The organism is Okeania hirsuta (assembly GCF_003838195.1).
GTDB lineage: Bacteria > Cyanobacteriota > Cyanobacteriia > Cyanobacteriales > Microcoleaceae > Okeania > Okeania hirsuta.
Window position 1 is genome coordinate 20,305 of record NZ_RCBY01000071.1, and the last position, 12,481, is coordinate 32,785.

The window sequence follows — 12,481 nt, forward strand, 5'->3', positions numbered from 1 at the left end:
TAATCAATTAGCCTCCTAACGGAGGAACTGCGGACTTCAGTACCTTTGCAATAAGTAGGCTTGACATAAAGAATAGTCTCTTTTTTTATCCCTTTAAAAAGGGAGGCGCATACCCACAATTTTTCGGCAATTGATAATTTAACTTATAGATAATAATTGATTTTATAGCAGTTTGCACTCGTCTAGTTACAGATTTTATCTATAACAACTTTTGATAATAACTCATAGATTTTAGTTGTAAATATACCAAAACAAACTGCTATATATTTAATTGTTGGAGATGTCTATTAATATTAATTAGACACAAGTAATTCCTCATTTCTGAGATTTTCCATTATCATCTTCCTCTCCACTTGTTAAATTAGGAGAAATAGTTGGCGATGGAGAATTTACTTGCTCATTTGTAGCTTCCCAATAATAATTATTATGATTAGTTTTCAACTGAGAATTATTACTTTTACCATGTTTATTTTGCATCATTTTCAACAAAGAACTACGACTAGGAACTGGTTTACGAACTGGTTGCAGACCTTGAAGAACTTCCGAAAACTGGAGGTCAGAAATAACAGACTTAGACTCTCGAAGTTTATGCCAAACAGAACGAGACATCAACAAAGAATGTTCAATTTGTTGAGCTTTTATCTTTTCTAAATATGCTTCACGTTCAGGTTGATAATCAACAGAAGCAAGTTGTAGAGATTGATCGGGAAAATCTTGAGCCAACGTTGCCATTTGAGATAATAACTCTGGATACAACCAAGTATAAGCTGGATGTACAGTTAATTGAGCTATATGTGGTTGTGTACCATCACGACATAATTGTACTTGAAAGTAGCCGATCGCTGCCTTACGTTGGGGTTCAAATACATACCCACTAACCAATTCATTATGATTTAGCCATTGCCTTACTCCCTCTATTAAACTACTAACAAAGCCAGTTTTAAAATCTGGGATATGGCGGTCGAATACTTGCCGTACTAGAGGAGGCATAGATGCTGTGTCCAATTGATAGAGCAACTGAGCATCAGCATTACTCACAGGTAGTAAGTTTGGTAAATTTGGCTGAGAAAGGGCTAACTCTTGTAATTGTTGGGGAGTAATTGTCCAATAAGTAATTTGAGCTAATGGCTGAAAACCATTTTGGCGATAAAGGGCCATCGTCTCTTTATCGTTAACATTAACTTCCAATAACCATGTGCGTGCTTCCCAAATTTTCTCAAAGCAGTATCGTAATAGTTGAGAACCTATTCCTCTGTTAGTCCCTGTTTCTTCCGTAACTATTCCTTCTACCCGCCAACTGCTGCGAGTGCGGTTGCTAGGAGAGACCTGGATTGCCCCTTTAATTTGTCCATCTACTTCTGCAACATAGGAAATTAACAAATATTTGCAGGGATTAGGGAAAAGGCTCAATAATTTTATAGGCCAGTACCAACGACTAATTTGTGGTAATTTCTGGCTTAAGCTAATAGGAGAGAGGTTAAAGGTAACATCTCGATGGTTGTGTTGTACCTCTGGAGTTTCCCTACATAGGTTCTTGATAGCTTCTAGGTCGCGGTACTCTAGGGGACGGATGACCACCTGACTTTTGTTTTGGCGGGTTAAAGGTTTCATTATTTTTTCTTCTAGATTTTTAGGTGCTGATATCAAATAAAGTTTTGATTTTTGTGGAGCTGGAAATTTGGCTAAATTAGTTTTTAGTCATTCAAATAATTTTGAATGACTAAAATGGGCGTGAGTTTATAGTTGTTTAAGATTAGCTATATAAGCATTAGTAATACTTTATATCTTGCTCATTCCAGTAATCTTCACTTTTTTAGCCTTCATTTCCATCAACTTCTTGTTTTATGATGATGATGACCTGATCAAAACTACTGGGGTTTGTTCATCCGCGTTTCCTGCGGGATTACTTCTTAAAGCTTCCTCTAATAAAGAAGTAGATACGTTAGAGGTTGCTGCTAATATTTTAACTGCTTTCAAATCGTTAACATCTACTATTGCTGCACCCAGACCAGTTGCTTTTTGTATTTGTTCTACTAATTTTTGAGGATTTTCTGGACCTAAAACTATAAATTGGTCATAAGGAGGTAAAGTTCCGGTAACATCATCTATTAGTCTGGCTTGTTCTCCTGCAAATTGATAGAACATACCAGGTTTCCCTAATAATTTGGCTATGGCACCTCCTAAAAAGGCCATAAATACTTTGATTGGTCCAACAATATCTACCAGGGTTTGCATCCCACAGGCTGTTGCCAGACTTGAAGTGGGCAGAAAGAAGTAACAGATACGTTTGGCTACCCATCCCGGTTTAACGTCAGTAGGGTGACGAAAACGACCTTGTATTAAGGCCAGGGGTGTTTCACCGATGGTAACTATGTCCCCTGGTTGAGCATGAGGAACGACATAACGTTGGACAATTTCTATCGGATCGTCTAACTCTGTTAATAAATGAGTGCGAATGGGAAATACTGTTGCATTTTGCGCTTCTCGCTGATTTGGAGTAGCTTTAGGATCGGGAAATTTGAGAGGTACTACAATATGGCGAGTTTTGGGAATGCGACCTTGAGGCCCATAGGTAATATAATTGACTTTAATCCAAGCTGACTTGAGTTGGTCTAAATTTTCCCCACGAATATCTATTGATATCTTCAGTTTTGTCTTTTTTCCTACTTTAACGATATAAGCAAACCAATAGTTATCGGGTCTAGCTGGAGCATCTTCATGGAAGGGAATAATTTGAGTTTGATAATTTACTTTTTCTAAACTTGCACCAGACAGCAGTTTTACCTCTGCTTGTATTTCTGGCACCATAATTTCTAAGCTTTTGGTACGGTTGCATAATTCCATTTCACCCACTAATAGGTAATTTTCTGGTTCTGCAACTGCTAAATGCCATTCTCCAGAGGTTAGTTCTAAAGCATTTCCTGGACGACTACGATATTGTAATTCTAGTGCTAACCAGCCTAAACTTAGAAGTATAGTTAAGACTATAATTCCTGTTGTGAAAATTTCTATAATCACTTAATCTCCTGTTAATATTTATTTGAACTAAGTTTATACCGTTTCACAGAAGTCAAAAGTCAAAAGTTAAAAATAAGATTTTACAAGCTTAAAACTTTGACACTACAATAATTTCAGGAAATTATTTCACATCTAAGATTTGAAACTATTTGTGACATCTCTAAAGTGAATTGGTATTGCTTAATATAATTTCCTTAATCTTATTTGAAAATTCAGCTTATTTTAGAGGAGACTTTTTGCATAAGCTTAGAAACAGGGAATAGTTTAAAAACAAGTGTATGAAAAAGCATTTATATTTATCGTTCATCTTTTCCCTGATGGGTTTATAGCGCTTTTCATTTATAGCAGAAGGCACAAGGAAGAAGAAAAATATTGCGTTGTCTGAGTTTTAAGCTTTTGATATTTCAAATCAGGGATTACTTCTAACTTCTGACTTGCGCGTAGCACTATACTGGGCTATTTCCACCGCATTGTACTATGTTGATTCAGACGACTATGGTCGCCACAAATATTGACATATATCATACTTTATGATACAAAAACATACCTTCAATTTCTGAGAACTTATTAAAACAAATTTTAAAAATACAAAGTCAAACAAAAGATATAAGTTATTGGGGTTCTTTTTCTTGTAAAGATTTGTAAACTAATAGATAGTGTCTTGCTGGATTGGTTTCTAGAAAAAATTAGTCCCACTCAGAAAAAATACTTCTAACTCTCTGCTGCTGATGCACAGAATAGATTTGGAGTATTTTCGCAAGAACACAAAACTAGAAATTTACTGATTTTTGAACTCAGAAATAGGACTTTTATGAAGCAACTTATGATTGCCGAAGGCTATCTATTACTTGTACATATATTGTCAACAGTTTTTGGACTAGCAGGTCTGTTAATAGTTCTACCTAATCCTGAAATTATTATCAGTTTGCCTCCGGTAGGACAGACTGCTTTCCAATGGAGCATGGCAGGAGGAGGAGCAACTTACATTATCTTTGGAGCATTAGCAGTTGCCTTGTATAGCATGAGGAATTTAGGAATAGGTACAACTCTGGCTTTTATGCTGCCTTCTGTGTTTCTATCTTTGAGTAGCGAACTATTGGGCACGAGCACGGGTTTTCCTTTTGGGGATTATGCTTACCTGAGTGGCTTAGGATACAAAATTGCAGGTCTAGTACCTTTTACAATTCCCTTATCTTGGTTTTATATGGGATTAGTTTGCTATTTACTAGCTCGTTGTAGTTTACAGGTTAAGAGTTCTAGCTCTTGGTTGCGTCATGTAGGAGCGATCGCTACAGGAGCAATGCTTCTAACAGCTTGGGACTTAGTCCTTGACCCAGCCATGAGTCAGGCACCATTTCCGTTTTGGACATTTCAAGAGGAAGGCTCTTTCTTTGGTATGCCTTACCGCAACTTATTGGGATGGGTAGGTACAGGTGCAATATATATGTCTGTAGCTGCTTGGTTTTGGCGCAAGAAAACAATTTCATTGTCCCGCCAACATTTAAATCTGCCACTCATTACCTATTTAGTTAACTTTGCTTTTGGAGCAACAATTACTGTCGTTGCCTTAGATGCTAGATTCTTATTACCTACTTGTTTGAGTGTAGTGCTAGGGGTAATTCCAGCGATCGCCCTGTGGTGGATATCTCCAGCTAATCAATTGAGTGAGGTGGATATGTCCCTCGACAATGCTATGAGTGATGATCAGGTAAAAGTACCTGTGACACAGGTAAATATGGCTGTAAAATAACTCACAAGTTATATCAATTTTAGATTTTAGAGAGAACACCAGGGGCAAAGGTATTTGAAGGAATAAATTCTTGGCTTTGTTTGAGAGATAATATAAAATCTAAAATACTGCACGTTAGTCTATAGATTTGGACCAACTGGCACGGGGGCACAAACGCCGGAACGAGTTATGGCCAATGGTCAGTGTTTTCTGTGTCGGCGCTCGGTGTTGTCAGAGGTGGGGGGTTATAGCAGTGCTAAGGGTTCTTTTTGTGATGATGTAACTCTGGCTAGAAATATTGCTGCCCAAGGTTTTAAGGTGGGGTTTTTGGATGGGGCGGAGGTTTTGCAGGTCAGGATGTATGAGGGTATGGCAGAAACTTGGCAGGAGTGGGGGCGATCGCTTGACCTTAAGGATGCTTCCCCTACTGCTCAAGTTTGGAGTGACCTTTGGTTATTGTCAGCTACGCAGGGTTTACCTTTGTTGATAGTTTTGAGTTATTTATTGTTTAGTTTGTCTGTTGATGTTTCTTTATCTTCCAGGTTTTTATTGTTTGGATTAAATTTATTTTTACTATTAATTAGATTTGCTTTGTTATTAGCGATCGCTCCTTCTTATGATTTAAGTAAAGCTAAAGTTGGTTGGTTATTTTGGTTATCTCCTTTAGCAGATCCTTTTGCAGTTTTGCGGATATTTTTATCTGCTATAAGAACTCCTAAAAAATGGAGAGGTAGAGTTTATGATAATGGTTAATATACTCTCTTACTTGAGATTATTTTTATTTTCATACCTTGATTCAGCAACGCCATCAATTAAGATAAAACTTATAACTTTTCCCTAATAGACATCTCTACAAAAATAGGGAGTAGGAAGTAGAGGAAAAAATTGATGAATAAGAGTACGATAATTGATTTGATTTTTTATTGTTGGAGATGTCTAATGTCAACTTGAAAAAAGAGTGTTGCGAATAATAAGTGGGACAAAAGACAAGTGCAGGAAATGTTCCTTTGACAAAGCAATGCGACCCCGTGATGACGCCAGTTGCACATGATAGCGCACCAAGAAAAAAAGAGAACTGATGACTTAAAAACTGGTATTGAAACCATTCATTCTGACTCCTGACTCCTGACTCCTGACTCCTAAGAAATATCCTAACTATTTGTAGCAAACATTTATCAAATTAGTATAATGTCAACACTATCATCCCATCATGGTTGGAATATTACCGAAGCGCAAAGAGAAATTTATAGACAACGTTCAAAAGCATCTAGTCGTGCTAAAAAACAAGCCTTAAATGGAGAAGGGCAAAAACCTATTCATCCGATCAATATTCCCAATCTAAATCCTGAAAAACTGATGCCACAAATGCCTAGAAATAAATGGCGAACCCTGTCTTTATTTAGTGGTGGTGGCGGTCTTAACCTTGGTTTTGATCGAGCAGGTTTTACTCATATTGCCTCCTACGATATTCTCAAGGAGGCTGGTAATACTTTGCGTAACCTTCGACCAGATTGGCAAGTTTTTTCAGGTGAAAAGGGAGATGTCACAAAGATAGATTGGCGCTCCTATTGTGGAACAGTTGATATTATCCATGGAGGTCCACCTTGTCAACCTTTTTCCGTTGCTGGTCGCCAAAAAGGTCAGGAAGATAATCGTGATATGTTTCCCGAATTTATTCGTGCTGTGCTGGAAATTAAACCTCTAATATTTGTGGCAGAAAATGTTACTGCATTGATAAGTAAAAAATTTAGTAAATATGTTGAAGAAGTTATTGAGTTTCCTTTAGTTCCTCACTATAAACTCACGAAATTTATCTTGAATGCTCCAGATTTTGGCATTCCACAAATTAGAAAGCGGGTTTTTTTAGTTGGCTTTCGTGATGAAAAATGTTTAGGAAAATATCAACTTCCTCAGCCTACCCATTATTGGCATCATCTACCAAAAAATCAATCTAAAAAACCAATTCAACTTAATATTTTTGATAATTTAGAAGCTCCAGAAAAATTACAATGTTGTATGGGAACTCGTGAAGCTTTAGGATTACCAAATATTGGATTTGATGCTTTATCACCTACTCTCAGAAGTGGATTAACTGGACCCCGCCATACTACCTCTATTTTAAGTAGCGTTTCTGCACAAAAGGCTTGGGAAAAATTACAAATTTGGCCGAATGGAGTAGCTAAAAATAGAGAAAATGCACATTTATTTGTAGCAAAAAATAATCATTTTAGGCTATCTGTTCCTGACTGTGGAATCCTCCAAGGTTTTCCTGAATCTTGGCAATTTTCTGGTGCAGTTTATCAAGCATTAGGTCAAATTGGAAATGCCGTACCACCACCTATGGCTTATCAAATAGCAGTATCTATTTCTCAGGTATTTTCTTGAATAGCTTCTGTTACAAGTTCTCTTAAACGTTGAGCATGATTATTAGTTATTCTTTCCAAATCTTGAAAATATGAAGCTGGAATATGAGGATTATTTAAAGTTGAACCTCTCTCTATTAAATATTGACATCTATCTCTTAAAATTAAAAGCATTCTCTCAGGAGAGTAGCCAAATTCTAAATCCATTTTATTTTGATATTCTTGAATTGTGTATTGTCTTTTGTGCAAACGTTGAGCATCTTCGAGGGTATAAATCTCTTTTTGCCCAACAATTTCATATAATAAAGATATGCTAATCAGCTCTGGTATTAATTGAGCAAGTTTATAATCTGATGCGATATAAGCTGATTTTTCACTAATCCAAGAATTCATCATTTTAGGGGAAGCATACAAGCAATATTTTAGGTTTTTACCACCTTTGTCATAGAAACCAAATAACCAATGTTTTCCTTTCCACTTCTTAATATGCTCTGGTCCAAAATCTCTAACTGTAGTTACAGAAGTCTTTGTAGTTGACTTTAATTCAAAAGGAATTTTTAGTTTATTTAAAGTTAAGATGGCATCTGTTCCACTACGAGTTGAGTTAGCTGGTTTTTCTAAATTAAATAACTGAATTAATTCCTTTTCCCGACTATCGTCTTGGACTATCATTTATATACATACTAAATTTAACAAACCATATTTTATAGCAGAGAACAGGCAACAGGGAACAGTGGAAAAAGCTTTTCTCTGTCTCAGGTCGATCATCAATCTCTGTCCTAACCAACTCTTTCCTTGCTATATAATATCAAATCCGGTTAAACAGTTATAGAATGCTTAAGTCATTTCAGTTATCAGTTATCAGTTATCAGTTATCAGTACCTCAATGGAATAGGGAGGCTTGAAATACTGAATCTATTTTTTTTCATCCCCTTGAAAGGGGAGGCTTGAGACCTTATTTTTTGGTCAGGAGGAGTCAGGAGTCAGGAGTCAGGAGGAGAGAGAATTACAAAGATGAGCGTAGTTATGACGATTGGAGAATTTTTTATGTCCAATAAAACAGATTTGATATAAACAATAATTAGGGCTTGCTGATTAATGATCAAAGCATTGATAGATAAAGGTTTTAGCCTTCTGAACTTCCCTAAAAGTGCGCTTGTTTTAGTCAAAAACGTTCAAAAAGTTAGCATTTTGGGCAAATCAAGGACAAAAAAATTTAGTGACAATTCTTACTTCTACCTCCTCTAAATTTGCCGTGTCTCCTGTCTCCTGTTTCCTGTCTCCTGTCTCCTGTCTCCTACCCCTACTAAAAAACTTTTGAGCGCAAACCCTAATTACATCTGTCGTGCCATCAAATTAGCAAAGAACCCCTCCCGATTTGCCAATTCTGCAAAACTCCCATGCTGTATAACTTTTCCCCCTTGCAAAACATAAATTCTGTTAGCATTACGAATCGTACTCAACCTATGAGCAATAACTATCCGAGTTACCCCCAACTGCTCTAAACTCTCAGTTACTATAGCTTGAGTACGATTATCTAAAGCACTTGTCGCCTCATCAAAAATCAAAATTCTGGGTTTCAAAACCAACGCTCGTGCAATTAATAACCGTTGCCTTTGCCCACCAGATAAATTTCCCCCTCCCTCAGACACAATAGTATTCATTTCCATTGGCATTTCTTCGATATCATCTGCAAAACCCGCCATTTCAGCTGCTTCCCAAGCGTCATCCAACGTTACTAACGCCCCGCAAGCAATATTCTCAAAAATGGAAGCACTATTGAGTCCTACATTCTGCAACACCACCCCTAACTGTCGTCGCACTCTTGATACATCTAAGGTTGATAAGTCGCGTCCATCATAATAAATAGTTCCTGCTACTGGTGTTTCAAATCCTAATAGTAACCGTACAATAGTTGATTTTCCACTGCCAGAAGGTCCGACAAGAGCAATAAATTCTCCTGCTTCTGCTTCAATGGTAATATCATTAATAATAAGTGGAGTATTTGAACGATATCTAAAACTAAGACGATCTAGTTTTATCCTACCGGAAAGTTGCCCTGGGTCAGATTTGTTGATGTCTACTTCCGGTTTTGCTGCTAAAATAGGTTGAGCGCGTTCCCATAAGATTGTGATTTCTATAATATTGACGATGGTTTTGCTTAAGTTTGTCGCTCCACTAATAAATGTACCGAATGCAGTGTTAAAAGCTAGAAATTTTCCTATGGATAAAACTGTTTCCTCTGTTTGAATTAAATAAACAGTTAATGTAAACAGTAAAATAGAGCTTATTGTTGGTAAAGCTGTGTTGAAGGCAGTAACTAAGTCTTCAATGAGTTGCTTACCGAGCATTAGTCTTGTTTGTTGGCTGTATTTTTTTGCCCAATAAGCAAAAGCACGTTCTTCGGCACCAGCAACTCGTAGTTTTGAGACTCCACCAATGAGTTGCACTGTCAAACCGAATATTTCTCCTGATATTTCTTGAAAGGAGCGTAACTTGCTACGGGCGATCGCTCCTGACCATAGGGTGACAAAACTGGTGAGGCAAGCGATAGCAAAAGCGATGAGAGCAAGGGGAAAACTATAGATGAATAGTAATACTAAATTCAGTAGGGAGAAAAAGCTGGTGAATATTGTTGTGAGGATAGTGCTAGTGAGTCGGTCGCGAATTTGACTGATAGCAGAAACGCGGTTTTCTAAGTCTCCTGTAGAATATTCGCGAAAAAAGGCTGGTGTAAGTTTGAGGAGTCGGTCCCATATTGCTGCTTGAATGGTGGAGCTAGATATGGTTTTTAATCTGAGAGTGACAAAGCTGCGGGTTAACTGAAATATTGTTACTCCAAAACTAGCTGCTAACAAACCCAAACCTATTTCTATTAATAATTTTTCGTTGGCATCGGGAATTGCGTTATCAATGATGATACCTGTAGCTACTGGTGTCAACATTCCTAATAAGGTAGCTATGACTCCAGTGACAGCAACTGTCAGCAAATCTTTAAATCTACCTCTAAAAGCTAATTTGAAGATATCGAAGGCTAAAATATCTCTATTGGGAAAAGGGCGGTAAAAGGTGTAAGCTATTGATGCTAATTCTTGAGCTGTAGTCTGGTTGAGTGGAATGCGGGTAAATTCTATGGGGTCAAAAATTTCATAGTTTGCTGCTTTTAGTAGGGCAACTGGTCGATTTTTGACTTCGTTGTATGCTAATAGAGGTCCGCAGTCTTGTTGCCACCATTTATTTGTGAGGGTGACGCGACGGGTGCGAATGTGGGAGGTACTAGCGATCGCTTCTATGGGGTCTTCCCATCCTGCTTCTGTTTCTTCGGTTTCTATTTTTGGTATATAATTAACAGTTATGCCTAATGCTTTGGTTACTATACCGAAAGCAATTAATAGGGGAGTACCTGTTTGGGGTATTTGACTGAATTCCGGTTGCAGCACTGATGCTAATTCTATTAGTGCTTCTTGTGTCTTTTGTCGGTTTAGGTCTTGATTCATAGTATAGCAGGGAACAGGGAACAGGGAACAGGGAACAGGGAACAGGGAACAGGGAGAAATAATTAATAATTTATGGATAATAATTAATTTTATTTTTTGTTGGTGATGTAGACATAATCAGGACTTACGCAAATTTACCTTAAAAACACCATATGTAGGGGCGAATGGCATTCGCCCTCAGTCTATTTGTCTCCGTGCGTAAGTCCTGTAATTGCTGTTTTGCTCCAAACTATTGTTATTATACAATGATAGCAATCATTATTTAGCAAAACATCAACCTTAGTAGCAAAAAAAATCTAGAATATGATATTATTTACGTTAGCTTCTACCGCCTCAACTATAGTAGGTAGTATTTTTCTTTTTACTGGTATTGCCAAAATTATAGAACCTTGGAAATTTAGCCAACATATTGCCAAACTAGATTTAATAAATACTCAATTAATTATACCTATTTCCCTTACATTTACTGCTATTGAATCAGCTTTAGGAATTGCTTTAATCTTAAGAGTTTTACCAACCATAATCATGCCATTAAGTATTTTATTATTACTTAATTTATCAATGCTTACTTACTGGAGTACATCAACTGGTAAAACTGAAGATTGTGGTTGTTATAATGGTTTGTTAGAAATTACTCCTACCCAAAGTTTAATTCTCAATGCTATTTATATTTTTCTGTTAATATTTGCTGAATTTTTTGGTCTTTATCGACCTACTGTTTTGTGGCAATGGCTGGTAGTATTAATAACTTTTATCATTAGCTATGCTTTAGCTGCTGGCTCCCTAGAATATATGCAAGAAAATGGTCGTCCGTATCTTGATTTTACCCCTTTACAAGAAAACAGAAAATGGCGGTTAGAATGGCTGGGAGAAGATTCAGAATCTCTAATGTCTGGGTCTGTAATTGTGGTATTTATGAGTCCTGAATGTTCTCAATGTAAACATTGGTTAGGTGTGTTGAAGTTAGTGCAATGGCAAGATGATTTACCAGCCATAGTTGGATTAATCGATACTGATGATATTCAAAAAGGTCAATATTTTGTAGATAGTTATTTTTTGAATTTTCCCGTTGTTGCAGTAGATAAAAGGTTGTATAAAAAATTGAAGATAGAGGTAGTACCTACAGCAGTTGTTTTGAAAGATGGAGTTATTCAAGAAAAATGGATTGGGTTAATGCCAATGTGGTTTATTAATAAAATTAATCAGGGGGAGAATAGCTATAATCGAGTTTAGGAATTTATAGTAGATTGAAGGTAAATGAGGTACAAAGATGAATGTTAATTAATTGATAATTGATATGGATAATTGATAATTACCTCTGGTTAAAACCGTTACGGAATTGAATATAAGGAAATATTATTTCTTCTCTTGGTCGATTGGATATGGCGAGGAGACCTCGCCATCCCATCCTTCGGGAAGCTCCGAAGATCGACCGCTGTCTTGGTTGATTGGATATGGCGAGGGGACTAGCTCTTGACAGAGCCGCTCCGCTAACGCCATCCCTCAACCGCTTTTTTCCCCTTCAAAGGGGAGACTTTAAACCAGAATTATTTAATTATTAATTATTAATTATTAATTATTCGCTAAAGTGTTTGTATTGCGGGCATTTGGCCCGCAACTGGTGTACCTCACTAATATGAAATACGCTGTAAAAGCTATGATGAGTATCTTAGCCTCACGGGGTGACAAACACTTCAAAAACATTGTTAAATAAAGGTTTAAAGGCTATAGGCGAGTGTGAAAAATTGAGATAATTTGTGATCATAATCATCATTATTGGTGAGGGTGGTAGGTAAGCGATCGCTCATCCACACCATCACAGGGAAAACGCATCTAATTTTTTTGACAAATGACTAAAAACCCAATAATGCCCT

General features: G+C 36.9%; 7 protein-coding genes and 1 pseudogene. 4 read left to right on the forward strand and 4 right to left on the reverse strand.

Annotated elements, in window-relative coordinates; all coding sequences use genetic code 11:
- Nucleotides 1–315: 315 nt before the first annotated feature.
- Together D5R40_RS13985 and D5R40_RS13990 are read right to left on the reverse strand one after the other, a co-directional pair.
- Complete coding sequence (locus tag D5R40_RS13985; RefSeq protein ID WP_124143916.1) at nt 316–1,611, reverse strand: GNAT family N-acetyltransferase; 1,296 nt, start codon at nt 1,609–1,611, stop codon at nt 316–318.
- Between the two features lie 231 nt (nt 1,612–1,842).
- Nucleotides 1,843–3,015: a F420-0:Gamma-glutamyl ligase gene (locus D5R40_RS13990; protein WP_124154778.1), complete on the reverse strand. Its 1,173-nt coding sequence runs from the start codon at nt 3,013–3,015 to the stop codon at nt 1,843–1,845.
- A gap of 814 nt (nt 3,016–3,829) precedes the next feature.
- Here D5R40_RS13990 and cruF point away from each other — a divergent pair.
- The 3 genes and pseudogenes from cruF (at nt 3,830) to D5R40_RS14005 (ending at nt 7,132) form a co-directional block, all read left to right on the forward strand.
- Nucleotides 3,830–4,768 carry a gamma-carotene 1'-hydroxylase CruF gene (gene cruF / locus D5R40_RS13995; protein WP_124154776.1) on the forward strand — a complete coding sequence of 313 codons (939 nt, stop codon included), beginning with the start codon at nt 3,830–3,832 and terminating at the stop codon, nt 4,766–4,768.
- 111 nt (nt 4,769–4,879) lie between these two features.
- Nucleotides 4,880–5,500: pseudogene (locus tag D5R40_RS14000) on the forward strand (glycosyltransferase family 2 protein); the annotation flags it as partial.
- A 435-nt stretch (nt 5,501–5,935) separates the two neighbouring features.
- Nucleotides 5,936–7,132 carry a DNA cytosine methyltransferase gene (locus tag D5R40_RS14005; RefSeq protein ID WP_124143918.1) on the forward strand — a complete coding sequence of 399 codons (1,197 nt, stop codon included), beginning with the start codon at nt 5,936–5,938 and terminating at the stop codon, nt 7,130–7,132.
- On the opposite strand, the gene D5R40_RS14010 is transcribed toward D5R40_RS14005, so the two are convergent.
- Together D5R40_RS14010 and D5R40_RS14015 are read right to left on the reverse strand one after the other, a co-directional pair.
- Nucleotides 7,117–7,782 (reverse strand): hypothetical protein, encoded by a 666-nt coding sequence (locus D5R40_RS14010; RefSeq protein ID WP_124143919.1) that lies wholly within the window; start codon nt 7,780–7,782, stop codon nt 7,117–7,119. The two genes, D5R40_RS14005 and D5R40_RS14010, sit on opposite strands and share 16 nt — an antisense overlap.
- A 662-nt stretch (nt 7,783–8,444) precedes the next feature.
- Nucleotides 8,445–10,607 carry an NHLP bacteriocin export ABC transporter permease/ATPase subunit gene (locus D5R40_RS14015; protein ID WP_124143920.1) on the reverse strand — a complete coding sequence of 721 codons (2,163 nt, stop codon included), beginning with the start codon at nt 10,605–10,607 and terminating at the stop codon, nt 8,445–8,447.
- A 303-nt stretch (nt 10,608–10,910) separates the two neighbouring features.
- Here D5R40_RS14015 and D5R40_RS14020 point away from each other — a divergent pair, with 303 nt between their 5' ends.
- Nucleotides 10,911–11,840, forward strand: coding sequence for a peroxiredoxin family protein (locus tag D5R40_RS14020; RefSeq protein WP_124143921.1), 930 nt, complete (start codon nt 10,911–10,913; stop codon nt 11,838–11,840).
- Nucleotides 11,841–12,481 lie beyond the last annotated feature (641 nt).

Excerpts from the sequence above, each read along its gene's own strand:
- D5R40_RS14005 (WP_124143918.1), top strand. The coding sequence starts at position 5,936 with ATGTCAACACTATCATCCCATCATGGTTGGAATATTACCGAAGCGCAA.
- D5R40_RS13985 (WP_124143916.1), bottom strand. The coding sequence starts at position 1,611 with ATGAAACCTTTAACCCGCCAAAACAAAAGTCAGGTGGTCATCCGTCCC.
- D5R40_RS14020 (WP_124143921.1), top strand. The coding sequence starts at position 10,911 with ATGATATTATTTACGTTAGCTTCTACCGCCTCAACTATAGTAGGTAGT.
- cruF (WP_124154776.1), top strand. The coding sequence starts at position 3,830 with ATGAAGCAACTTATGATTGCCGAAGGCTATCTATTACTTGTACATATA.
- D5R40_RS14015 (WP_124143920.1), bottom strand. The coding sequence starts at position 10,607 with ATGAATCAAGACCTAAACCGACAAAAGACACAAGAAGCACTAATAGAA.
- D5R40_RS14010 (WP_124143919.1), bottom strand. The coding sequence starts at position 7,782 with ATGATAGTCCAAGACGATAGTCGGGAAAAGGAATTAATTCAGTTATTT.